The 22557-nt window shown below is 69.1% G+C and carries 29 protein-coding genes; 13 read left to right on the top strand and 16 right to left on the bottom strand.

Translation table 11 applies throughout. The features are described from left to right. Window positions 1–56 precede the first annotated feature (56 nt). Window positions 57–515 carry an Lrp/AsnC family transcriptional regulator gene (locus tag GC106_RS13625; RefSeq protein WP_312872633.1) on the bottom strand — a complete coding sequence of 153 codons (459 nt, stop codon included), beginning with the start codon at window positions 513–515 and terminating at the stop codon, window positions 57–59. 99 nt (window positions 516–614) lie between these two features. Between GC106_RS13625 and GC106_RS13620 the strand changes: the two genes are divergently transcribed. Next, window positions 615–1025, top strand: a complete 411-nt coding sequence (locus GC106_RS13620; protein ID WP_173129295.1) for a rhodanese-like domain-containing protein — start codon at window positions 615–617, stop codon at window positions 1023–1025. Here GC106_RS13620 and GC106_RS13615 read toward each other — a convergent pair. Both GC106_RS13615 and GC106_RS13610 read right to left on the bottom strand, forming a co-directional pair. Beyond that, complete coding sequence (locus GC106_RS13615) at window positions 1009–1887, bottom strand: alpha/beta fold hydrolase (protein ID WP_173129293.1); 879 nt, start codon at window positions 1885–1887, stop codon at window positions 1009–1011. The genes GC106_RS13620 and GC106_RS13615 overlap by 17 nt on opposite strands. Further along, window positions 1880–2746 carry an alpha/beta fold hydrolase gene (locus GC106_RS13610; protein WP_173129290.1) on the bottom strand — a complete coding sequence of 289 codons (867 nt, stop codon included), beginning with the start codon at window positions 2744–2746 and terminating at the stop codon, window positions 1880–1882. The genes GC106_RS13615 and GC106_RS13610 overlap by 8 nt, the downstream gene beginning before the upstream one ends. 335 nt (window positions 2747–3081) lie before the next feature. Between GC106_RS13610 and GC106_RS13605 the strand changes: the two genes are divergently transcribed. Beyond that, window positions 3082–4107: a coiled-coil domain-containing protein gene (locus GC106_RS13605; RefSeq protein WP_173129287.1), complete on the top strand. Its 1026-nt coding sequence runs from the start codon at window positions 3082–3084 to the stop codon at window positions 4105–4107. Here the strand turns inward: GC106_RS13605 and GC106_RS13600 are convergent. After that, the gene (locus GC106_RS13600; protein ID WP_173129285.1) at window positions 4060–4872 is read right to left on the bottom strand and encodes a helix-turn-helix domain-containing protein; all 813 of its coding nucleotides are present in this window, start codon (window positions 4870–4872) and stop codon (window positions 4060–4062) included. The two genes, GC106_RS13605 and GC106_RS13600, sit on opposite strands and share 48 nt — an antisense overlap. Window positions 4873–4956: 84 nt before the next feature. Between GC106_RS13600 and GC106_RS13595 the strand changes: the two genes are divergently transcribed. After that, the gene (locus tag GC106_RS13595) at window positions 4957–5964 is read left to right on the top strand and encodes an aldo/keto reductase (protein WP_173129282.1); all 1008 of its coding nucleotides are present in this window, start codon (window positions 4957–4959) and stop codon (window positions 5962–5964) included. Here GC106_RS13595 and GC106_RS13590 read toward each other — a convergent pair. Then, window positions 5942–6511, bottom strand: coding sequence for a TetR/AcrR family transcriptional regulator (locus GC106_RS13590; RefSeq protein ID WP_173129279.1), 570 nt, complete (start codon window positions 6509–6511; stop codon window positions 5942–5944). The two genes, GC106_RS13595 and GC106_RS13590, sit on opposite strands and share 23 nt — an antisense overlap. Before the next feature lie 65 nt (window positions 6512–6576). Between GC106_RS13590 and GC106_RS13585 the strand changes: the two genes are divergently transcribed. After that, a complete protein-coding gene (locus GC106_RS13585) occupies window positions 6577–7074 on the top strand; it encodes an FBP domain-containing protein (protein ID WP_173129277.1) in 498 nt (165 codons plus the stop codon). A 13-nt stretch (window positions 7075–7087) separates the two neighbouring features. On the opposite strand, the gene GC106_RS13580 is transcribed toward GC106_RS13585, so the two are convergent. Both GC106_RS13580 and GC106_RS13575 read right to left on the bottom strand, forming a co-directional pair. Next, complete coding sequence (locus GC106_RS13580; RefSeq protein ID WP_173129274.1) at window positions 7088–7816, bottom strand: class I SAM-dependent methyltransferase; 729 nt, start codon at window positions 7814–7816, stop codon at window positions 7088–7090. Continuing rightward, window positions 7809–8615, bottom strand: a complete 807-nt coding sequence (locus tag GC106_RS13575; protein WP_173129272.1) for a MerR family transcriptional regulator — start codon at window positions 8613–8615, stop codon at window positions 7809–7811. Before GC106_RS13575 ends, GC106_RS13580 begins: the two co-directional genes overlap by 8 nt. Before the next feature lie 81 nt (window positions 8616–8696). Between GC106_RS13575 and GC106_RS13570 the strand changes: the two genes are divergently transcribed. After that, window positions 8697–9635 carry a zinc-binding dehydrogenase gene (locus GC106_RS13570; protein ID WP_173129270.1) on the top strand — a complete coding sequence of 313 codons (939 nt, stop codon included), beginning with the start codon at window positions 8697–8699 and terminating at the stop codon, window positions 9633–9635. On the opposite strand, the gene GC106_RS13565 is transcribed toward GC106_RS13570, so the two are convergent. Further along, a complete protein-coding gene (locus GC106_RS13565; RefSeq protein ID WP_312872632.1) occupies window positions 9624–9914 on the bottom strand; it encodes an early set domain-containing protein in 291 nt (96 codons plus the stop codon). The two genes, GC106_RS13570 and GC106_RS13565, sit on opposite strands and share 12 nt — an antisense overlap. A gap of 124 nt (window positions 9915–10038) precedes the next feature. On the opposite strand from GC106_RS13565, the gene GC106_RS13560 reads away from it, so the two are divergent. Then, window positions 10039–10656: a DsbA family oxidoreductase gene (locus GC106_RS13560; protein WP_173129267.1), complete on the top strand. Its 618-nt coding sequence runs from the start codon at window positions 10039–10041 to the stop codon at window positions 10654–10656. Here GC106_RS13560 and GC106_RS13555 read toward each other — a convergent pair. Continuing rightward, window positions 10653–11837 (bottom strand): MFS transporter, encoded by a 1185-nt coding sequence (locus tag GC106_RS13555; protein ID WP_173129264.1) that lies wholly within the window; start codon window positions 11835–11837, stop codon window positions 10653–10655. The two genes, GC106_RS13560 and GC106_RS13555, sit on opposite strands and share 4 nt — an antisense overlap. Before the next feature lie 84 nt (window positions 11838–11921). Between GC106_RS13555 and GC106_RS13550 the strand changes: the two genes are divergently transcribed. After that, entirely contained in the window at window positions 11922–12689 is a 768-nt protein-coding gene (locus GC106_RS13550; RefSeq protein ID WP_173129261.1) for an alpha/beta hydrolase family protein, read from the top strand. Between the two features lie 8 nt (window positions 12690–12697). Here GC106_RS13550 and GC106_RS13545 read toward each other — a convergent pair whose 3' ends face one another. Beyond that, entirely contained in the window at window positions 12698–13696 is a 999-nt protein-coding gene (locus GC106_RS13545; protein ID WP_173129257.1) for a TetR/AcrR family transcriptional regulator, read from the bottom strand. Between the two features lie 17 nt (window positions 13697–13713). Then, complete coding sequence (locus GC106_RS13540; RefSeq protein WP_173129254.1) at window positions 13714–14235, bottom strand: GNAT family N-acetyltransferase; 522 nt, start codon at window positions 14233–14235, stop codon at window positions 13714–13716. A 40-nt stretch (window positions 14236–14275) separates the two neighbouring features. On the opposite strand from GC106_RS13540, the gene GC106_RS13535 reads away from it, so the two are divergent. Then, the gene (locus GC106_RS13535) at window positions 14276–14839 is read left to right on the top strand and encodes a helix-turn-helix domain-containing protein (protein ID WP_173129251.1); all 564 of its coding nucleotides are present in this window, start codon (window positions 14276–14278) and stop codon (window positions 14837–14839) included. 17 nt (window positions 14840–14856) lie between these two features. On the opposite strand, the gene GC106_RS13530 is transcribed toward GC106_RS13535, so the two are convergent. After that, a complete protein-coding gene (locus GC106_RS13530; RefSeq protein ID WP_173129248.1) occupies window positions 14857–15591 on the bottom strand; it encodes an SDR family oxidoreductase in 735 nt (244 codons plus the stop codon). A gap of 119 nt (window positions 15592–15710) precedes the next feature. Between GC106_RS13530 and GC106_RS13525 the strand changes: the two genes are divergently transcribed. The 4 genes from GC106_RS13525 to GC106_RS13510 all read left to right on the top strand — a co-directional run bounded on the left by GC106_RS13525 (window position 15711) and on the right by GC106_RS13510 (window position 18305). Further along, window positions 15711–16355, top strand: a complete 645-nt coding sequence (locus GC106_RS13525; protein WP_173129245.1) for a TetR/AcrR family transcriptional regulator — start codon at window positions 15711–15713, stop codon at window positions 16353–16355. 63 nt (window positions 16356–16418) lie between these two features. Continuing rightward, window positions 16419–16838, top strand: coding sequence for a VOC family protein (locus tag GC106_RS13520; protein WP_173129242.1), 420 nt, complete (start codon window positions 16419–16421; stop codon window positions 16836–16838). Window positions 16839–16874: 36 nt separating this feature from the next. Continuing rightward, the gene (locus GC106_RS13515; RefSeq protein WP_312872631.1) at window positions 16875–17708 is read left to right on the top strand and encodes a pentapeptide repeat-containing protein; all 834 of its coding nucleotides are present in this window, start codon (window positions 16875–16877) and stop codon (window positions 17706–17708) included. A gap of 84 nt (window positions 17709–17792) precedes the next feature. Further along, window positions 17793–18305 (top strand): DUF3558 family protein, encoded by a 513-nt coding sequence (locus GC106_RS13510; RefSeq protein WP_173129238.1) that lies wholly within the window; start codon window positions 17793–17795, stop codon window positions 18303–18305. A gap of 16 nt (window positions 18306–18321) precedes the next feature. Here the strand turns inward: GC106_RS13510 and GC106_RS13505 are convergent, their stop codons facing one another. From GC106_RS13505 to GC106_RS13495, 3 genes are all read right to left on the bottom strand, one after another. Then, window positions 18322–18813, bottom strand: a complete 492-nt coding sequence (locus GC106_RS13505; RefSeq protein ID WP_173129235.1) for a GyrI-like domain-containing protein — start codon at window positions 18811–18813, stop codon at window positions 18322–18324. A gap of 44 nt (window positions 18814–18857) precedes the next feature. Further along, window positions 18858–20138, bottom strand: coding sequence for an RNA polymerase sigma factor (locus GC106_RS13500; RefSeq protein ID WP_173129232.1), 1281 nt, complete (start codon window positions 20136–20138; stop codon window positions 18858–18860). Window positions 20139–20258: 120 nt separating this feature from the next. Next, window positions 20259–20993, bottom strand: coding sequence for a DUF899 domain-containing protein (locus GC106_RS13495; RefSeq protein WP_173129229.1), 735 nt, complete (start codon window positions 20991–20993; stop codon window positions 20259–20261). Between the two features lie 143 nt (window positions 20994–21136). On the opposite strand from GC106_RS13495, the gene GC106_RS13490 reads away from it, so the two are divergent. Further along, window positions 21137–22102: a sigma-70 family RNA polymerase sigma factor gene (locus GC106_RS13490; RefSeq protein ID WP_173129226.1), complete on the top strand. Its 966-nt coding sequence runs from the start codon at window positions 21137–21139 to the stop codon at window positions 22100–22102. Here GC106_RS13490 and GC106_RS13485 read toward each other — a convergent pair. Then, window positions 22095–22505 carry a nitroreductase/quinone reductase family protein gene (locus GC106_RS13485; protein WP_173129223.1) on the bottom strand — a complete coding sequence of 137 codons (411 nt, stop codon included), beginning with the start codon at window positions 22503–22505 and terminating at the stop codon, window positions 22095–22097. The genes GC106_RS13490 and GC106_RS13485 overlap by 8 nt on opposite strands. Window positions 22506–22557: the final 52 nt, after the last annotated feature.

The following is a 22557-nucleotide window of genomic DNA, read 5'->3' as shown; positions in this document are numbered from 1 at the left end:
GCCCGAACCTGTCAGTGCCCGTCAGTACGCAGGATTCCGGGGGCCGGAGGCCGCCGTCACCCGCGAGGACCGAGCTCACCGGCGAGATCCCGGCGTGCCAGCGGGCTCGAGTACACCACGCTCGTGGTCACCGAACCCAGTCCGCTGATCCGGCCGGTCGTCTGCTCCAGATGCCGCATCGACCGCGCGATCACCTTCAGCACGAAACAGTCGTCGCCGGTCACGTGATGCGCCTCGATGATCTCCGGTGTGCTGGCCAGCAGCTCGTGGAACGGCTTGTAGTTCCCGGTCGGGTACCGCAACCGGACCAGCGCGAGGATCGCGAACCCGAGCCGCTCGGCGTCGACGACCGCCGTGTAGCCGCGGATGATCCCGGCCTGTTCCAGGCGTCGGACCCGTTCGGTCACCGCCGACGCCGACATCGACACCGCCCTGGCCAGCTCGGCGTAGCTCGCGCGGCCGTCCCGCTGGAGCTCCTCCAGGATGCGCCAGTCCGTAGCGTCCAAGTTTTCCACGGCCACAAAGCATAATCACCGGGGAAACACCGGCCGGACAACGGCAACGCCGTTGATCGCTCCTTCACGTCCCCACCGTGGGGAAATAGCGTTTCAGCCATGAACGCTCTCGACTTCTTCGCCGCCCGCCTGCGGTTCCAGACCGACGTCTCCGACGTGCACGCGGCAGCCGGCACCGTCGTGCTGATCGACTCGCGCGGTGAAGCGGGCTGGCGCCAAGGCCACATCCCGGGCGCCCTGCACATGCCCACCGCCGAGATCGCCGACCGTGCCCCGCTGGCCATCGACCCGGCCACACCCGTGGTCACCTACTGCTGGGGACCGGGCTGCAACGGCGCCACCCGTGCCGCCCTGGAGTTCGCCACCCTCGGCTACCAGGTCAAGGAGATGCTCGGCGGCATCGAGTACTGGATCCGCGAAGGCTTCCCGGTCGAAACCGCGACCGGCACCACCAGTCAGCCCGCCGACCCGTTGACCGCGCCGCGCGACACGATCAGCTGCGAGTGCTGACCGCGCGCTTCGCGGTGCGGTCGATCCCGTCCACCAACGTCGGCCATATCCCTTGCGGCAGGTCATGACCCATCCCCGGCACGAGGACCAGCTCAGCGCCGGGGATCGCCCGCGCGGTCGCCTTGCCGCCCGACACGTGCACCAGCGGATCGGCCTTGCCGTGGATCACCAGAGCCGGCAGCCGAAGCCGCCGCAGCTGCGCCGACCGGTCGGCCGCCGAGGTGATCGCGACCAGCTGCCGCAACGTCCCGGCCCGGTTGAGGCCGCGATCGAACGTGCGCATCGCCCGGGTGCGCATCCGGTCCTCGTCGAACGCGAAACCCGGTGAACCGATCAGCTTGAACGTCGACAACACCGCCTCGACATAAGCCTCACGGCTTTGTGGTGTCCTGCCCAGCAACGACGGCAACACCCGCGGGTTGGGCCAGCCCACGAGTTTCCCGCCGGTCGTCGACATCACCGACACCAGCGACCGCACCTTCGCCGGGTGCCGGATCGCCAGCGTCTGCGCGATCATCCCGCCCAGCGACACGCCTGTGACGTGCGCGGCCTCGATACCGAGGTGATCGAGCAGGCCGGCCGCGTCATCGGCCATGTCACCGAGCGAGTACGGCGGCGGCTGCCGCAGGAACGACCCGATCAACGAGGCACGGCCGGTCATCGCCTGCGACCGGCCGCAATCCCGGTTGTCGAACCGGATCACATGGAAACCACGCTCGGCTAACTGCCCGCACAGCTCGTCGTCCCACCAGATCATCGGCCCACCCAGGCCCATGATGAGCATCAACGGCCGGTCGGCAGGATCACCGATGGTCTCGTAACAGATCCGCACCCCGTTGATGTCGACGCTTTGCTCAGCCATTCCCCGATTGTGCCCGGCCCGCGGCCGTGATCAACCACGGCCGCAGCACAGGCAGCACCGCGCCGGGCTGCATCGCCTGGGTGTGGTCGAGCCCATCGAGGATGTGCACCTGCCAGCCCGCGGCTTCGAGCTCACCGTGGTGATCCGCCACCGCGCCCGCGATGTCCACCGTGACCCCGCCCCACCGCTCGTCGTAGACGATCGTGTCCTTCGAGCCCACGAAACACAGGCGCGGACACGTCACCCGGGACTGCACCGCCCGGTCGTCGAACCCCTGCAAGGCCACGTACAGCGTCATGAACTGCCGGGTCTGCTCCTCGCTCATCGTGACCTCCGCGGTCGACCAGTCGTACTCGTCGCCGGACTTCCGCGCTGGCGGCTCGCTGGAACGAGGAGCGCCGGACGAGGCGTGCGTCGCGGCGGTCACGGCCAGCATCTCGGCGTACGGGCCGGCGAGCGCGGGAAATCCACCCATGACCAGCGCTGTCAGCCGATCGGTGCGGATCGCCAGCTGGAGCCCGCTCAACGCCAGCCAGGAGTAGCCGTAGTACGCGAACCGCTCAGCACCGGCCGCGTCCGCCACGGCCAGGAAGTCGGCCGCGATGTTGTCCGGGGTCAGCGTGTCCGGCTTGGGCGTCGCGATGACGTGCCCCTCGTAGTCGAACGCGACCACCCGGAACGCGTCGCTGAGCCCGTCGATCAGCGAACGCCCCAACGCCGGGTCCACGCCCCAGTTCCGCATCTCATCCGCACGCTGCCCGGTCACCGGCACCGGGTTGACCGGCAACAACACCGTCGGGCCCGTCCCGTGCACCTCCACGTCGATGCGGCTTGCATCGTGCAACGTCGCCTGGACCACGATCGTCTCCTAACTCTGTACACCGTAAGGCGATAACGGTAACACCTTACGCCATAAAGAGCCGCCGGGGTTCCCCTGGGGGCATCTCGGCGTCGATCAGCCGATGCGGAGGATCATCCCAGCCCACGCCGGAGTTTCGTCACGGTGACGACCTCCCGGTTTTGACATCCTTCGAAGCCTGGCGCATTCGTGTCAATCCACCCTCCAGAACGACGACCTGACTTACACCGTGATAACAGTCATTATCACTGAACTACACGGTCGTCATAGTTACGCGCCAGATTTACGCGATACCAGTATCGCTTACGCGTAAGCGAATGAGATAGGCTGGTGGAGTGGAAGATGACGCGGTTGAGCGGGCAACGTGCGCGTTGGAGGAATGCGAGAACCCCTTGCCTCCCCCGGCCCGGGATGAGCAGGGACGGTTGAAGGGCGGGAAGCCTGTTCGGTACTGCTGCAAGGCGCACGCGGACGAGGCGTCGAGGCGCAAGCGGGCCCTGGAGTCGGTCGGCGTCGAGGAACCCCTGCAGCTGCTGCGAAACCTCGGCGGGCAGACCCGGGACGTGATGGACGCGGCGTTGCGGGAGCTGGCGGAGATCCGGCGGCGCTGGGACGAGCTCGACGCCGGCGCGGTGGCGCAGTCAGCCAAGGACAAGGCCGAAACCGCCGAGGCCCTGCTGACAGTGGAACGTGCGCGACGCGAAGCAGACGACGCGGAGAAAGCGCGCCGTGAGGCGGCCGCGGCCGCGGCGAAGGATCAGCAGCGGCGCAAGGCCGCCGAGGACGCCGCCGAATCGGCCGTCAAGGAAGCCGAACAGGCCAAGAAGACCGCATGGGAACAGGTCGCCGAGCACGAACGGGCCCGTGGCCAGGCCGAGACGCGGGCTGCCCACGCCGAGCAAGCCCTCCGGGAAACACTCGACCAGCTGGAGATCGTCCGGCGGGAGCTGCGTGCGGTGATCACCGAGCGCCAGGAGACCGAGCGGCAACTGGGCCAGGCGCTGGCGGCCGCCGACCTGGCCGAGGCGGGCAAGACCCTCGCGGAAGCCAAGATCGCCGGTGCCGAGGAACGGGCCCGGCTGGCCGGACAAGCCGCGAGCCTGGCCGAACAAAGCGCACAGCGGGCACACGAGGACAGCCGGCGTGCGCAGCAGGACACGGCCACGGCGCGACAAGCCGAGAGCACGGCCAAGGCCGACGCGGCCAAAGCGCAAGCGGCCTACAGCGTGGTCGTGCAGCGCTTGTCCAGCCAGGACCAGGAGATCCAGCAACTGCGCCGGCAACTGGCCGAGGCCAGGGAACGGGAACGCCTGCTACTGGAGAACGTCGTCGTGCACGGCGAGCAGGTCGAGGGCGGCTGACGCCGGCTCGTCCGCGGGCAGGTAGACCGTCAGGCGCTGCTCGTCGGCGTCGGGCAACGCCAACGTCTCGTACGACAGCCGCAACTCCCCCACGCGCGGGTGCCGCCAGCGTTGGGAGCCGGTGCGGCTGGCCAGCATCGCGGACGAGCCGTAGCGGCGGGTGAACTCCGTGCCCCCGGCGACGGACAACTCCTGCGCCATGAACCCGGCGTACGAGTCGCCGAGTGACGCCGCGGCGCGCAACTCCGCGGCCCATTCGTCAGCGACACGGTCCCAGTCGGGGAACACCTCGCGCGCCTGCGCCGAGGTGAACACGAACCACGCGAGGTTTTCCGGCACCGGGTCGAGCAGCCGCTGATAGGCCTTGGTGTACGCCAGCACGTCACCGACCTGGTTGGTCACCAGCGCCGGGGTGGGCTCCAGCCGCGCCAGCAACGCCGTCACCGTCGGACGGACCGACCGCGCGGGAGCCGAACCGCCCTGGCACACGCCGCCCGCGGTCGCCTTGAGCAGGCGGTGCAGGTAGACGCGCTCGTCGACGGTCAGGCTGAGCGCGTCGGCCAGCGAACCGAGGATCTCGGCGGAAGGGTTGCGGTCACGTCCCTGCTCCAGGCGCGTGAGGTACTCGACGCTGATGCCGGCCAAGGTGGCCAGCTCGGCGCGGCGCAACCCGGGCGTGCGGCGGCGGGGATTGTCGGGCAACCCGGCCTCCGAAGGCGCGATCGACTCGCGCCGTGCCCGCAGGAACGCCCCCAGCTCGGTCATGACCTGCAGTGTATTGCCTACCCCCGAGAGGACCACCCTTGTCGCGGTCTCCCTGCACACGGCCGGAACCACCAGGCTGACGGCATGCGTTACCGACTACTGGGCCGGACCGGGTTGCGGGTGTCCGAGGTGTTCTTCGGTGCCATGACGTTCTACGAGCGCGGCGCCGAACCGCGGTTCCGGGCGATGCTCGACGCGTACGCCGAGGCCGGCGGCAACGTCATCGACACCGCCTCGGCGTACGGCGACAGCGAAGCCATCCTGGGCGACCTGCTCGGCAAGGACCGCGACAGTTTCGTGCTGGCCACGAAGTACACGCTCTCGCGCGACCAGAACGATCCGAACGCGGCGGGCAACCACCGCAAGAACATGATCCTCACGTTGGAGCAGAGCCTGCGCCGCCTGCGGACCGACTACGTCGACCTGTACTGGGTGCACAGCTGGGACCGGCACACACCGATCGAGGAAACCCTGCGCGCCCTGGACGACGCGGTGCGGGCGGGCAAGATCCGCTACGTCGGCATCTCCAACGCCCCCGCGTGGCTGGTCAGCCGGGCCAACACGCTGGCCGAATGGCGCGGGTGGACGCCGTTCGCGGGCCTGCAGGTGCAGTACAACCTGCTCCAACGCGACATCGAACGAGAGCTGCTGCCGATGTGCGAAGCGCTCGGCGTCACCATCGCGGCGTGGGCACCGCTGGCCCGGGGGATGCTGGCGGGCAAGCTCACCGGCGCGGGCAGTCCCGGGTCCAACAGCCGGATCAACGTCGACGAGGCCAGTGCCCGTGATCGGGCGGTCGCCAAGATGGTCCAGGAAGTCGCCGACGAGGTGGGCGCCACGCCCGCGCAGGTCGCCCTGGCGTGGATCTGGCACCGCTCGCCGGTCATGCACCCGATCATCGGCGCGACCAGTGTCGAGCAGGTCAAGGACAACGTCGGGGCGAGCGGCGTAACGCTGCCGGGTGACGCGATGCGCCGCTTGGCGGCGGCGACGGAGTTCCAGAAGGGCTACCCGCACGACTTCATGGACGAGGTCGACGACCATCCCGGCGTGTACGGAACGAGACGGGTCACTCCACGGGCCAGTTCCTGAGCACGGCGTCCAGCGCGTCCAGGGTTCGTTGCCACGAGATGCCGGCATCGCGTGGGGTGTGGGCGAATCCGCCCGCGGTCTCCAGGCTGACGTATCCGTGGAACGTACTGTGCAGCATGCGGATCGCGTCGGTCTGGTCGGGTTCCCGCAGGCCGTAGCCACGCAGGATGGCCCGTGTCATCTCCGAGTGGCGGCGCGCGGCGCTCGCGGCCGCCGCTTCGGGGCTGAGCCGCAGTTGCGCGGCGGCGTACCGGCCGGGGTGCAGTTTGGCGTACGCGCGGTAGGCGTTGGCGAACGCCACGAGCGCGTCTTTGCCCGCGCGCCCGGCCAGTGCGTCGGCGGCGACGTCGGCGAGTTCCTCCAGCGCCAGCATCGCGACTCGTTCCCGGAGGTCCTGTGCGTTCTTGACGTGCGAGTACAGGCTGGCGTCCTTCACACCGAACCGGCGGGCGAGCGCCGAGACGGTCACCTTGTCGAAGCCGACCTCGTCCGCGAGTTCCGCGGCCGCCTGGACCAGGCGGTTCGCGGTCAGTCCAGCACGTGCCATCCGTCACCATTCCTAATGGCTTTAATTATTTGCCTAATACCTCTAGGAACTTTACCGTCAACGGTATGAAGGCTGTCACCGAGCGCGAGATCCGCGCGTCGTTCGTCAACTGCACCAAAGGCGAGGCGAAGCGGCTGGCCGTGCCCAGGGACCTGGCCGACCGCCCGTGGGACGACCTGGACTTCTTCGGCTGGCAGGACCCGGCCGCGCCCGACCGCGCCTACTTGGTCGCCGAGGACGGCGAGGGGTTCGTCGGCATCGCCCTGCGCCGGGCCGCGCCCTCCGCCGCCGGGTATGTGCGTCGCAGCATGTGCTCGTTCTGCCTGACCACGCACGTGGGCGGCGGCGTGTCGCTGATGACCGCGCGTAAGGCGGGCAAGAGCGGCCAGCAGGGCAACTCGGTGGGCGCGTACATGTGCACTGACCTGGCGTGCTCGCTGTATCTGCGCGGGAAGAAGGACGCCGGGCCGGGCGCCCGGTTCCACGAGTCGCTCACGCTGGACATGCAGGTCGAGCGGACGCTGTCCAACCTGACGGGTTTCCTGGACAAGGTGCGGGCGTGATCGAGCCGCACGGCTACAGGTTCGTCCTCGCCAGGAACACGTACTCGCGGCCTGGCCGGTCGGGTGCGTCGCGGACCTCCTCGACGGTGTAGCCGTGCGCTGCGAGGTCGGCCTCGATCTCGTCGCGTTCACGGAACCGCAATGTCGACTCCGAGGTCAGCGTCTGCCCGTCCGAGGCGAAGACGTATGTGCTGCGGAAGGTCACCAGCGGCAGGCTGACGTCGAGCAGCTCCACCCAGTTCTCGACCGCGCCGACGCCGTCGATGTCGCTGACCCGATAGGACTCGGCGCGATTCCACGACAGCCACGCCTTGCGCGCCGCGATGCGGGTCTCGAACACGAGATGCCCGCCAGGCCGCAGCGCGTTGTGGGCGCCACGCAAGGTGTGCGCCCACAACGCCGGCTCCACGATGGCTTGCGCGACATTGGCCGTCATGGTGGCCAGGTCGACCCGCATGGCCGGCAGATCCGATGCGTCGCCGTGGATCCACCGCACGCGCGCGGCGCCCGGCTTGACCCGGGCGACGTCCAGTGAACCGGCGGCGGGGTCGACCGCGGTCACGTCGATGCCGCGAGCCGCCAGCATCAGGGCGAACGTGCCGGTGCCACACCCGATGTCGAGCACGCTGCGCGCACCGAGCTCGTCGGCGATGCCGACGTAGACGTCAAGATCGTCACGAACCGGGTCGAGCGGGTCGTAGATCGCCGCCAGCCGTGGATGGTCGAAGATGGCGTCAGGCACGCACCGAAACGTACTCAATCGGAACCTGTAACTCGGTCACCCACTCGCCGCGGTCCTCGGGGCAGTCGATCGACAGTTCCCGGGGAAGCTCAAGCGCGCGGTAGCCGTGGGCGTCGATCCACCGCGCCAGTGCCTGCGCGGTGGGCAGGACGTCGTCCATGCTGCCGTGGTGCACGACCGTCGCCGCGCGCTCGACCGCGGGCAAGTCGACCATCCGCGCACCGGAGACATCGGCTGTCACGGGGAATCCCGCGTGCACGACGATGGTGCCGTCGTCACCTTCTTCATAGCGGGCGAGCCCAGGGCCGGCCGGGTTGCTGACAAGTTCGCACAGGGAGGCGAACATCGGGCCGACGACCGGCCCGATGTGGTGCGGCTCGAAGCTTTCCGCGACCGCGGTGAGCGTGGCCAGCCGCATCGGCGGCAGGCTTTTGATGACGATGTCGTCGGCCATTGATCCCTCGGTTTCGATGCTGCGGAGCCTCGCCTCGACCCTGGCCAGCCGCGCGGCCGTCTCGGTCACCGCGGTCCGCAGTTCCATCCGCCGCAACCGCAGCATGCCGCGCAACTGCTCGACGCTGACCTCCTCGTCGAGGATCACACCGGCCTGCTGCAGGCTGAAACCGAGATCCTTCAACGCGATGAGCCGGTTGAGGCGCGTGAGCTGCTCCGCGGCGTAGTAGCGGTAGCCGCTGGACTGGTCGACGTGCGCGGGCCGGAGTACTCCGATGGCGTCGTAGTGCCGCAACATGCGGACCGACACGCGGCCGTACTTGGCGAAATCTCCGATGCTGAACATGACGCCTCCCACTACAGGCCCTCACACCGTGAGAGGGTCAACAGTTGACCTCAACCTGAGGTGAGGTTGCACGCTCGACCCATGCACGCTGTCGTCCTGCACGAATTCGGTCCGCCCGAGAACCTCACGTACGAAACCGTCCCAGACCCGGTGCCCGGCCCCGGTCAGCTGCGGATCGCGGTCCGAGCGGCCGGTGTCCACCACGTCGAGACGCTGATCCGCAAAGGCTGGGTCAGCGAGACATCGCCGCCGCTGCCGCGGTTGCCGTCGATCTTCGGCGGTGAGGTGGCCGGTGTCGTGGACGCGGTCGGCCCGGAGGTGGATCCCGCGTGGCTCGGCCGCGATGTGGTGGTCGCCCGCAGCACACCCGGTGGTTACGCCGAACTCGCTGTCGCGCAGGCGGCGAACGTCCACCGGATCCCGGACGGGCTCGACCACGCCGCCGCGGTGGCGATGATCATCACCGGCAACACCGCGATGGGCCTGCTGCACATCGCCGAACCGACGCCCGATGACGTCGTGCTGGTGACCTCGGCCGCGGGCGGGATAGGCCGGCTGGTCGTGCAGCACCTGCGCGACCTGGGCGCGAAGGTCATCGGCGCCGCGGGCGGGCCGGACAAAGTGGCGGCCGTGCGGGCGTTGGGCGCCGAGGCCGTCGACTACAACCAACCCGGCTGGGGGCATGGCATTCACGGCGTGACGCTCGTGCTCGACGGCGTCGGCGGCGAGAAGGCGAAGACGGCCTACGACCTGATCGTGGCCGGTGGCCGGTACGTGACCATCGGCAACGCCTCGCAGCAGGACTTCGCCCAGGACAACCCGAACGTCACGTCGATCGACGCGCTCGGCCTGATGCTCAGCGGAGCGGTCGACGTGGACTTCGAGGCCGAGGCGCTCGCGGCGGCGGGCGAGGGCAGGCTCGTGCCCGGTGTGCAGAGCTTCCCGCTCGCCGAGGCCGCCGCGGCCCACGCCGCGCTGGAAACCCGGGCGACGACGGGCAAAGTCGTGCTAGTCCCGTGACACGTCGGCGACGACCACGCAGTCAAGGCCGTCGCCGGCCGCATCGGGGTCGCTGAACCAGCGCCCGCCGTGGCCGAGGTAACGGAACCGGATCTGCCTGCCGGATTCGGCGGTCCAGGACACCGAACGAGTGCCGTTGGACCGCTTGCCGAGCACGTGCAGGCCGGGTGTCCAGTCGTTGAAGCAGCCCACGACGCTGACCGGACCGTCATGTACGTCCGCGGGCAGTACCCACGTCACGGTCACCATGCCGTTCTTCTGCCGACGCTTCTTGATCACGGCCTCAAGCGAAGCACATGCCCTGCTTGCCCGATGGAGTTACCTGCGTGGTTACGCGCAGTCAACTACCTTACGCGCGAGTGCGTACTCCCCCACGCCCCGGCAACTTCGTAGACTGACGAACGTGCGAGTGGAGATCTGGAGCGACGTCATCTGCCCGTGGTGCTACATCGGCAAGGCCCGGTTCGAGTCGGCGTTGGCCGGTTTCGAGCACCGGGACGAGGTGGAGGTGATCTACCGGTCGTTCGAACTGGACCCGAACCGTGCCTCCGTCGAACCGGTCGAGCAGCTGCTGACCGAGCGTTACGGCCCTCAGGCAGCACAGATGGAACAGCAGGTCGCCGCGCTCGCGCAGGACGAAGGCCTGGGCTACCGCACCGACCGCGAGGTCGGCAACACCTTCGACATCCACCGCGTGCTGCACCTGGCCCGCGCCAAAGGCGTGGAACACGAGCTGATGACCGCGATGTTCGCGGCGAACTTCGCCGACGCGCGCCCGATCTTCACCGCCGACACCGTGGTGGACGTCGCCGTCAGCGTCGGTTTGGACAAAGCGGACGTGGTGCGTGTGCTGGACGACAAGACCGCGTACGCCGACGACGTTCGGGCCGAGGAACGCGAAGCGGCGCAGCTCGGCGCACGTGGCGTCCCGTTCTTCGTGCTGGACCGCAAGGTCGGTGTGTCCGGCGGTCAGCCGGTTGAGGTGTTCGCCCAGGCGTTGCGCCAAGCGTGGGACGCCTAACTGCGGAACGTCACCACGCACACGACGGCGGCGCCCACGAGCAGCGGCACACCGAACAGCACGGCCGCGTGCAGGCCGAACACGCTGGCCACGACGCCACCGGCGAGCGCTCCGACCAGCGACGCCACCATGGTCGTGGTACGGGCGGTACTGGTGACGCGGCCGAGCATCTCGTCCGGAGTGAGCTTCTGCCGCTGAGTCAGGCTGATCACGTTCCACACACCGAACGCGAAACTGCCCACGACCAGGCCGACCGCGGTGACGGGCGTGGAGCTGGTCAGCCCGAGCAGTAGCTGCCCGACCGCAGCGACCATCAGCGCGCCAGCCAGTGTTCTCCCAGGTCCCCACACACGGCCCAGTCGTGCGGCTGACGCTCCGCCGGCCAGGCCGCCGACCGCTCCGGCGGCCAGCAGCAAGCCGTAGCCCGCGGCGGGCAGGGCGAGAACGTCGGTCACGTACAGCACCAGAACGGCGAACCAGGCGCTGTCGGTGAACACGAACAGGCTGGCGAGTCCGGTCAGCGTGCGCAGCCGGCGATGCCCGGCCAGCCAGCGCAAACCCGCACCCGTCTCGGCGAGAAGCCGTCCGCTTGGCGCGCGTCGGGGCGCGAACAGGGTAGGCAGCATGAGAATCAGCACGACGGCGATCGCGAGCGCGCCGCCGTTGACCGCGAACGGCAGCATCAGCGCGACACCGGTCAGGTAACTGCCGAGCGGCGGCCCGATCAGTTCGTTGCCCGCGATTTCGGCGTTGACCAGGCGCCCGTTCGCGCGGTCAAGATCATCGCGGCTCACCAGCGGCGGCAAGAGCGTCGACGCGGCCGTGTCGCGAAGGGTCTCGCCGATCCCGCAGCCGAACGCGACCAGGTAGATCAGCGCGAGTCCGGCCATGTCCGCCGCGATCGCGGCGACGAGCACGGCCAGCAGCGCGACACGCACGATGTCCACGACCGCGACGAGACGACGGCGGTCGACGCGGTCCACAATCGCACCCGCGATGAGCCCGAACAGCAGCCACGGCAGTTGCCCCGCGACAGCCACCCCGGCGACGAGCAACGGATTCGTCGTGACGGTGATCGCGAGCAGTGGCAGGGCGGCTTGCCGGATTCCGTCGCCGAGATTGGCCAGCGCGGTCGCCGACCACAGTCGCCGGTACGCCGGACCCAACGACGCTGTCGCCATCTCGCCACCTTAATGTGCGCGATCACGTTCCCTGACGGGCGAACATCGCGTGTAGTGGCGTCGGATCAGCGCAGACTCGACACCATGCCCGACCTGAGCTACGACTCGGCCGCTCCACTGAACGTGACCGTCGACCCGCTGGCGCAACGGCCTGGCGCGAGGATCTCCCGCTGTGAGTTCGACAACGCCGAAGGCGATCGCGTCGCCGGGTACCTGGTCGAACCGGACAGCACGCCGACCGCGGGCGTGGTCTACATCCACACCACCAGTGGCGCCGAAGGTTTCCTGCCGGACGCGATCCGGCTGGCCAAGGCAGGCGGGATCGGGTTGTGCCTGCAGGTGCACTACCTCGATGACCAGGTCGCGTCGATCCGGCAGTCCGTGCAGTCGATTCGCCGGGGCGTGGACCTGCTGCTTCAGCGCACCGACCGGATCGCGGGTGTCGGGCACAGCGGTGGCGCGATGATGATGACGGTCGTGGCCGGGATCGACCGGCGGTTGCGGTGCGTTGTGCTCGAGGTGCCGATGGCCGGGCTGACGCATCACTGGCGCAACACCAGTCACCCGCAGATCGTGCGGATGCGCGACGCGATACCGGCGGACCTGTTGGAAGCGACTCTCGCGACGATGGCGCCCTACGATGCCGAGCACTTCATCGGCGCTGTCCAGCGACCGGTGTTGTTCCAGTTCGCGCGGTTCGACATCGGCGTGACGGCCGCCGAGTCCGAGGAGTTCTACGCCATGGCCGGCGAGCCGAAGCAGCAACAGTGGTACGACTGCGGGCACGTGATCAACGACGTGGCCGCCTACGAGGACCGGGATCGATTCCTCGCCCAGCACCTCGCCGGTTAGCTGTCGTCCTACGTGACGTACCGGGGGCTGGCGGCCGCGTGGCAGGCGCCGAAGCCCTCCGCGCGCAGCACGGTCCGGCCTGACTCGACGCGCAGCGCGATCTCGGTCGTGTCGGTGACGGACTCGATGCCCGCGGGAGGCGTGTCGTCGACGACGATCGTCAGGCGCGGCAGGGCCGACGGCGGGAAGGCGTGCCGGAGCAGGCCGGTGAACTCGGTGACCATCAGGCGGGCCAGCGGGATGAGCTCGCCGGGGTCGGAGGTCACGACGATCAGCGTGACGTCGGCTCCGGCCCGCAGCGCCTCTTCCACGGCGGACAACCGGTGCAGGCCCAGCACCGCGACCACGCCGTCGCGGGTGAGCGTCGAGGGTTCGTCGACGGTCTGCACGTCCGGGGTGGTCTGTGGGGTGAGCCATGCGTCATCGAAGTCGGTGTCCGCGAGCCGCTCGCATGCCGTGACCACGGTGAACGGTTCGCCGAAGCCGGGTGCGGCGGCCGCGAGCTGACTGGCGCCCTGCAGCGTGGTCAGCGCGGTCTGGGCGAGGCGCACCTGGCGGTTGCCGGGCCGGAGGTTCTCCAGCGCGAGGCCGAGTTGGATCGCGCCGAGCCACATCAGCTGGGCGAAGGGCTTGCGGGTGCGTTCGTCGGCGACGATCTCGGGGATCAGGTCGACGGCCAGGCGTGCCTGCCCGTCGGCTCCGTCCGTGGCCAGCGGCAGACGGGTGACCCAGGCGCGGGCGAACCTGCCGAGTGCTTCGCGGGGCGTGGTCGGCGTGCCCGGATGACGCGGGTCGGTCTGGTGGGCGGCGGCCTCGGCCAGGACGGCGAAGTAGAGGGCGCGTTTGCCGGGGAAGTTGGAGTACACCGCGCCGCGGGTCAGCTCCGCCCGGTGGGCGATCTCGTCGATCTTGGCGTCCCGGAAACCGCGTTCGGCGAACTCGTCGCGGGCCGCGGCGAGCACCTTGGCGCGGGTCCGTTCCTGCGCCTCCGCACGCGTCAGCCTCATACGGTCACGATATCGAGTCACGTGAGCTCGGCAGGCGGGTCGTCACCGGTCACGAGGGGCCGCTGGGCCCAGGCGACGTCGTGCCAGGCGCCGTGTTTCCAGCCGATCCGCCGGTACGTGCCGACAGGCTCGAACCCCATCGCGCGGTGCAGGCCGACGCTCGCGTCGTTGGGCAGCGTCATGCCCGCCGCGGCCATCCGGTAGCCGCGTTGCGCGAGCCGCTCGAGCAACGCGGTGTACAACGCGCGTCCGCCGCCGGTGCGCCGCCGGCCTCGTTCGAGATATACGCTGACCTCGCACGAGAACCGGTACGCCTCGCGTGCCTTGAACGGTCCGCCGTAGGCGTAGCCCACGACACGGCCGTCGTCGTCTTCCAAGACGAGCCACGCGTGCGTTCTGTTCGCCGTGGCGATGCGGGTCGCCATGTCCGCGGCGGTCGGCGGCTCGGTTTCGAACGTGATCACGGTGTCGGTGACGTACGGCGCGTAGATCGCCGCGCAGGCGTCGGCGTCCAGTTCGGAGGCGTCCCGGATCTTCATGGATCACATAGTATCTATTCCTGACGCTATAGTGACACCCATGGAGGATCTGGCCGTGTCGCTGGCCGAAACCCTGCGCGCCGCCCGGGAAGCCCAGGAACTGTCCACGAACGCCCTGGCCGGCCGGTCCGGCGTGTCCCGGGCGATGATCGCCAAGATCGAACGCGGGGACGCCCAGCCGACCGCGGTGCTGCTGGGCAAGCTGGCCGCGGCCTTGGGCATGACGTTGTCGTCGCTGATCGCGCGGGCGGAGGCGAACACGCAGCGGGTGCGGAGGTTCGCCGACCAGCCCGTGTGGACCGACCCGGAGACCGGCTATCGCCGCCGCGCGGTCTCTCCCGGCAGCGGCGGCCCGCTCGAACTGGTCGAGGTCGACCTGCCCGCCGGGGCCGTGGTGTCGTATGGCGCGGAGTCGTACACCTTTCTCCATCATCAGATCTGGGTGCTGTCCGGGCATCTGCGGTTCCGCGAGGGCGACGTCGACCACGAACTCGACCCCGGCGACTGTCTGCAGCTGGGGCCGCCGGCGCCGTGCTCGTACATCAACCCGACCACCGAGAACTGCCGCTACCTCGTGGTGATCAGCAAACGCCTCGGCGGCTAGACCTCCCAGGATCAGGTTCAGACCTGGGTCACACCGCCGTCGACGGGCAGCTCGGCCCCGGTGACGAAGCCGGCGTCCTCGGACGCGAGGAACAGCGCCGCCGTCGCGACTTCGACCTCCGCGCCGAGACGGCCCGCCGGCACCAGCGAGACGGTCTCGTCCTTGAACTCCTGCGGCAGGGCGTCGAACGCGGGGGTGTGGATCGCACCCGGGTTGAGCACGTTGACCCTGATGCGCCGGTCCTTGAGGTCGGTGGTCCAGGTGCGGGCGAACGAGCGCAGCGCGGCCTTGCTCGCGGCGTAGACGGTGGTGCCGGGACTGCCCTGCACCGCGGCCGCCGAGCCGTTGAGGATGATCGACGCGCCGTCGCTCATGAGCGGCAGCAACTTCTGCACGGTGAAGAGCGGGCCGCGGACGTTGACACCGAAGACGGCGTCGAAGGACTCTTCGGTCACGCTGCCAACCGGTTCGTTCAGCGTCCACGTGCCGGCACTGGCGAACAGCACGTCGACCCGGCCCTGCTGCGTGCTGACGACATCGACCAGGCGGTCGATGTCGGCCAGGTTGCCCGCGTCGCCCTGCACGCCGGTGACGTTGCGGCCGATGTCGGCGACAGCGTCGTCCAGCTTGTCCTTGCGTCGCCCGGTGATGAAGACGTGCGCTCCCTCGGCGACGAACAGCTTGGCGGTCGCCAGAGCCATCCCTGACGTGCCACCGGTGATGACCGCGACCTTGCCGTCGAGCTTCAACACCCACTCCTTCCGTTCGATGAATATGAGGCATGCCTCATGTACGTCCGGAACGTTAGCAGGAGGACTTGACCGGCGACCTCGGTAACCTGAGGTATATCTCACCTTGGTACGGTGGTGGCATGCCGCCCGACCCATCCCTGCCCAACCGGCGGGACGCCCGCCGCAACCGCGACCTGTTCATCGAGCACGCCAAGGCCACCTTCGCCGAGCATGGTGTGGACGCGTCGCTCGAACGGATCGCACGCGAGGCCGGTCTGGCGATCGGGACCCTTTACCGGCACTTCCCCACTCGCGTCGACCTGCTGCTCGCGGTGTTCGAACCGAAGCTGCGCGATTTCCTCGCCACGGCCGAGGCCGCGCTGAAGATGGCCGATCCGTGGGAGGGGTTCCTCGTCTTCCTCGAGGCACTGTGCGGTGCCCAGGCGTACGACCGCGGCTTCAACGACTTCATCGCACGGCGTTTCCCACGCGACGAACGCACCGAGGTGATGCATGACCGCGTCTGCCAGCTCGCGCGAAGCATCCTCAGCCGGGCCCAGGCGGCGGGCGTCGTGCGTCCGGACATCGCCGAGGCCGACCTCATCGCGCTGCTCTGGGCGAACAGCCGGATCGCCGAAGCCACCCGTCAGGTCGCGCCCGGGGTATGGCGGCGCCACATGCACTTGGTGATCGACGGGTTCCGTGCCGGCGACCGGCACGAACTGCCGGAGCCCTCCCTGAGTCCGGAGCAGCTGTACCGGGTCATGGCCCGCCTGGGCGAATAGCGCGACCGCCTCCGGTTCCTTTTCAGGTCAGGAACTGGCCGCAATCCACGAGAAGGTTCCGGCATGACCACACAGATTCAGCTGGCCCCGTACTTCGGCTACCGCGACGCCCCGGCCGCCATCGACTGGCTGAGCAAGGCCTTCGGGTTCGAGGCGACCATGCAGTTCCCCGACGAGCAGGGCGGTGTCGCCCACGCCGAACTGCGCCTCGGCGACGCGGTGATCATAGTGTTCAGTGATCACGACGGGTACGAACGGGCACCGCGTCAGGGCGACACCTCGGGGCAGGGCGTGTACCTGGCCGTCGACAGCGAGGCGACCGTCGACCGGATTCACCGGCAGGCCACGGCCGAAGGCGCGACCACCATCTGGGAGCCCGCCCACTCGGAATGGAACTACCGCTGCCGGGTAGCCGATCCGGAGGGCTTCGAGTGGTCGTTCGGCATCCACCTTCCCGGCGCGCCCCAGCAGGACTGGAGCTAACCTGGTGGACGCGAAGTCCCGGATGTGAGGAGACCAGTGCCCGAAGGCCTGCGCGCCGACTGTTCCCGCTGCTTCGGGCTGTGCTGTGTGGCGCTGCCGTTCGCGGCCTCGGCCGATTTCGCGATCAGCAAGGACGCCGGCAAGCCCTGCCCCAACCTGCTGGCGGACTACCGGTGCGGCATCCACGCCGGCCTGCGGGAGCGAGGCTTTCCCGGCTGCACGGTGTTCGACTGTTTCGGCGCGGGCCAGCAGGTCTCCCAGGTCACGTTCGCCGGCCGGGACTGGCGCGGCGACCCGGGCCGCGCGAAACGGATGTTCCAGGTCTTCCCGGTGATGCGGCAGCTGCACGAGCTGCTGTGGTACCTGACCGAGGCGATGAGCCTCGACGCCGCGCGCGGGCTGCGTGACCAGCTCGCCGCGGCGCTGGAGGAGACCGAGAAACTCACGCACGCCAGCGCCGAGACGATGATCGAGCTGGACCTGCCCGCCCACCGTTCGAAGATCAACGAGCTGCTGCTGCGGGCCAGTGAGCTGGCCAGGGCGGGCACCGGCGGCCCGAACCGGCGGGGCGCGGACCTGATCGGCGCGAAGCTGCGCGGCGCCGACCTGCGGGGCGCGAGTCTGCGGGGTGCGCTGTTGATCGGTGCCGACCTGCGGGGCGCGGACCTGCGGCTGGCCGATCTGATCGGCGCCGACCTGCGGGACACCGACCTGACAGGTGCGGATCTGACCGGCAGCATCTTCCTGACACAGTCGCAGGTCAACGCCGCGCGGGGGGACGCGACGACCAAGCTGCCGCCGTCGCTGACCCGCCCGGCGCACTGGAAACGGGCCCCCACCGGTAAACGGCGGCCCGCCCGGCGGCGATGACCGTGTTGACCGCTGTTTCACCCCGCAGGCAGGATGTGGTCTAGACAACACACCATCCCTGCACCCTGCACGCAAGGACTACTGGTGATCACACGACTCGCGGCGAGCCTCGCCGCCCTGCTGCTGGTAGCCGGTTGCGGAAGCGACTCGTCATCCACTCCGCCGCCCCCGTCGTCGCCCGAGGCGCGGTCCAACACGGTCCAGATAGCCACCGATCCGTGCTCACTGCTGACCAACGACGAGGCCACCGCGCACGTCGGCGCCCCGGTCACCGGCGCACCCGACGACCTGCCGAACGTCGGCCGTGGGTGCCGGTGGGAGGCGCCGGGTGGCGCGGCGTACCTCAGCGTCATCCTCAACACACCCACGTTCCCCGATATCAGCACCTCGTCACAGCGGACCGTGGACATCGGCGGCAAGCAGGGCGCGGTGCTGGCCGACGACGGCCTGTACTGCCTGGTCTACGTCAACGGCGGCACACCCTGGCTGCAGTTCAGCAGCCAGAGCGCGGACACCGGCAAAGCGGTGGCCAGGACCGCCGAGTGCGACCGGTCCGTGCCGGTGATCCAGAAAGTCGTCGCCAACCTCAAGTGGTAGACCGGCCGGCCGGATCTCAGGCCAGCCGGAACGCCAGTTCAGTCTCCCACTTGCCCATGTCGGGCTCGACGGCCGGGTCGGTCTTGAGGATCTCCAGCCGGCACCCCCACCGCTCGCCCCGGTCGGTGTCCGTCATGTCCCAGGTCAGGCCCTCGTCGGCGGCCCACTCCCGCAACTGGCGGGTGACCTCGAGCAGTTCGTCCGGGTGCCCGACGTGGGTGAGGCTGACGTACCGGCCGGCAGGCAGCACGTCGCCGACGATGTCGCCCTCACCTGGGACAACGGCCGCGACCGGCACGCCAGCCTCAACCTCTAGTTGAGCTTGCATGTCGATCAGGGTGTAGCGGAAGAAGGGCGCGCCGGCCAGCTCCACGCCGCGGTGCGTCAGCGTGCCGATCAACTCGGGCAACCTGTCGGCGATCTCACCGAAGGTCTCAAGGGTCACGGTCCCGCGCACCGCCGCGTACGGCTGCTCGGCGCGCTCAACGATCTCGGGTTTGATGCTCACGAGTCCTAGGACGGATCATCGTCCCGAAACTCATCGCCCGAAACTCACCGCTCTGGGGCGACACCGCGCGCACATGCTTCCGCGCGTTCGGTCAGCAGCGCTCGTTCCCGCTCGTTGCCCGTCAGCGACGCGGCCCGCTCGAACTCCGCGTGCGCCTCCGCGAAGCGGCCCAGTTTGGCCAGCATGTCGCCCCGCACCGTGGGCAGCAGGTGGTAGGACTTCAGGCTCGGTTCGTCGGCGATCATGTCGATCAGTTGCAGGCCGACCTCGGGGCCGAACGCCATGGACAGCGCGACCGCGCGGTTGAGCTCGACGATCGGCGAGCGCATGAGGTCGGACAGTTCCGCGTACAGCGCCGCGATCTGGGCCCAGTTGGTGTCCTCGGCGACGCGGGCACGGGCGTGGCAGGCGGCGATCGCGGCCTGCACCGTGTACGGGCCGCGTTTGTCGCTGAGGCTTTCGGCCTTCTCCAGCGCGGCCAGGCCGCGGCGGATGAGCATCTGGTCCCACCTGGACCGGTTCTGCTCCAGCAGCAGGATCGGTTCGCCGTTGGCGTCGGTGCGGGCCTTGGACCGCGATGCCTGGATCTCCAGCAGCGCGACCAGGCCGTGCACTTCGGCGTCGCCCGGGGTCAGCCCGGCCAGCACCCGGCCGAGCCGCAGTGCCTCGTCGCAGAGGGTGGGCCGCAGCCAGTCGTCGCCCGCGGTGGCCGAGTAACCCTCGTTGAAGATCAGGTAGATCACTTCCAGCACGGACGCGAGCCGCTGCGCCCGTTCGCCCGCCGGTGGGATCTCGAACGGGACCTTGGCGTCGGCCAGTGTCCGTTTCGCGCGCACGATCCGCTGCTGGATGGTCGACTCGCCGACCAGGAACGCGCGGGCGATCTCCTTGGTGGTCAGCCCGCCGAGCATGCGCAGGGTCAGCGCGACCTGTGCCTCGGTGGACAGCACCGGGTGGCACGCGGTGAACACCAGGCGCAGCACGTCGTCGCCGATGTCGTCGTCGAGCGCCGCGTCGATGTCCGGTTCGGGGTTGACCCCGCCGGTCTCGATCTCGTGCCCGAGTTCCTGGACCTTGCGGGCGAACACCTGCTCACGCCGGACGTGGTCGATCGCGCGGTGCTTGGCCGTGGCCATCAGCCAGGCGCCGGGGTTCTTCGGCACACCCTGCTGCGGCCACTGCTCCAACGCGGCGACCAGCGCGTCCTGCGCGAGTTCCTCGGCGCGGCCGACGTCCCGGACGATTCGGGTGAGGCCGGCGATCACCCTGGCCGACTCGATCCGCCAGACCGCGTCAATCGCCCGATGTGTCTCGGTTACCGTCACGAGGACGCATCCCAGCAGCTACCGGGCATGCGCTGCAACCGGTCCGGGGAAATCACGGTTCGGCACCGGGGATCACCTGGCGGGCGGCGCCGTGACGACGCCCGCCAGTGCCCCGTCCGGTCAGCCGAGCACGGCGCCCTGCTTCGGCCAGCCCTGCGGTGAGTCCTCCCATGGTTCCTGACGGCCGTACGGGGTGAAATCGATGAAGTTGTACGGCGTGAACAGGTGGTCCAGCCCGCGGGCGTACGCCGAGTAGGTGTGGTAGACCGTGTCGCCGTCACGCAGGAAGACGCTGTTAGCGGCCCAGTCGCCGGTCAGCATGTCGTCGGTGAACCCGCGGCTGTTGAGCTCCTGCTTGGACAGGTAGTTGTATTCCACGGGCTGACGGGACTCGTCCAGCGACGCGTGCATGTCGTAGTTGAAGTCGCTGCCGTGTGAGGAGTAGAAGGGGAACGTCCACCCGTTCTTCTGCTTGTAGGCCAGCACTTTCTCGGCCGGTGCGCGGCTGATCGCGGCGAAGGTGATGTCGAGGCTGTGCAGGTGCGACAGCATCTGCGGGGTGAAGTTGAGGTGGGCCGCCGCCGTGCAGCTCGGGCAGCCCGAGTCGATCTCGTCGCGCCACATGAAGTGGTGCACGTAGAGCTGGCGGCGGCCCTCGAACAGCTCCGCGAAGCTGAGCTCGCCGTCCGGCCCGGTGAACACGTAGTCCTTCTCGACGCGCACCATCGGCAGCCTGCGCCGCTCGGCGTTGAGCCGGTCCCGGACCTTGGTCGCTTCCTTCTCCTTGGCCAGCAGCGCTTTGCGGGCGGCCAGCCATTCCTGCCGGGACACCACGGGCGGCAAGGCGGTTGTCATCTGCGTCTCCGTTCGGTCAGTGTGGACACCTACCAGGACAGATCCGCCCGCCGTCGCAAACTCATCGGACCGCTCGCGATGAGTTTTCCCGAGCAGATCCGTCAGTACCGGTGACGAGCTGTTTCACGGCGGGAGGGACGGGTGTGACCAGGCGGGACGAGGAGTTCCAGCACGCGGCGGATCCGTACCGGGGCGAGTTGCTCGCGCACTGCTACCGGATGCTGGGGTCGGTGCACGAGGCCGAGGACCTGGTGCAGGAGACGTACCTCAACGCGTGGCGCGGGTATTCGTCGTTCGAGGGCCGCTCGTCGATCCGGACCTGGCTCCACCGGATCGCCACCAACGCGTGCCTGAGCGCGCTGGAAGGCCGGGAGCGCCGCCCGCTGCCGATCGGATTGGGCCCGGCCAACGCCGATCCCGAGATGGCACCGGTCGAGCAGGCCGATGTGCCTTGGCTGGAGCCCATTCCCGACTCGTCGGTCGACCCGGCGTCGATCGTGACGTCCCGGGAGAGCATCCGGTTGGCGTTCATCGCCGCGCTGCAGCACCTGCCCGCCCGGCAGCGAGCGGTGCTCGTGCTGCGGGACGTGCTGAAACTGCGTGCCGCCGAGGTCGCCGACATGCTCGACACGACCACCGCCGCGGTCAACAGCGCCCTGCAGCGCGCGCACGCGCACCTGGCCACCGTCGCGCCGAGTCGTGACACGGTGGCCGAGCCGACCAGCGCACAACAGCGCGAACTGCTGGACCGGTTCGTGGTCGCGTTCGAAGCCAAGGACATCCCGGCGATCGTCGAGGTGTTCGCCGAGGACGCGGTCATGCAGATGCCGCCGTTCGCCGGCTGGTACCGCGGCGCCCGCGACATCGCCCGGCTGGTCGGCAAGTGGTGCCCGGGCGGCCCGGACGATCTGCGGCTGCTGCCGGTCAACGGCAACGGCCAGCCGGGGTTCGCCACCTATATCCGGGCCTCGGTGATCGGCCGGACCGGCTCGTTCGTGCCGTGGAAGCTGGAACTGCTGGAGCTGACCGGGGCGGGTGTCCGGCACTCGACGTCGTTCTTCGACACCCGCCTGTTCAGGGTGTTCGGGCTGCCCTGCTGCGTCAGGTGACCGGGTCGAGCCGGGCGAACGGGAACCGGCGTTCGGTCTGCTCCTCGTACTTGTGCAGGTCCGGCCAGTACTCGGCGAACTTGGTGTAGATGCGCAGCCACTCCGGTCCCTGGCGGAAGATCACCGGCTTGACCGTCAGGGTCTGCTCGCCGACCTCGATGGTGACCTCGTCGGCGGCCTCGATGTTGAGAAACCAGTCGGGGGTCTTCTGTGCGCCGCCCGCGCTGCCCATCAGCACGTAGCTGCCCTCGTAGGGCATGTAGAGCAGCGGCGTGATCATCTCCCGGCCGCTTCTGCGGCCCTTGTGGTGCAGCAGGGTGACGTTCGCGTCCTGGAAGAAGCCGCCGACGACGCCCTTGTTGGCGCGGAACTCCTCGATCACCTGAGCGTTGAAGTCGCTCACTCAATCCCCTAAACAGTGGTTAGTGTTTCCTGTACACCATTAAGGATGTATT

The sequence above is a fragment of the Kibdelosporangium persicum genome (genome assembly GCF_013280595.1).
Taxonomy (GTDB): domain Bacteria; phylum Actinomycetota; class Actinomycetes; order Mycobacteriales; family Pseudonocardiaceae; genus Kibdelosporangium; species Kibdelosporangium persicum.
Note: the sequence above shows the minus strand (reverse complement) of the source record. Positions and strands in the feature narration are given on the sequence as shown.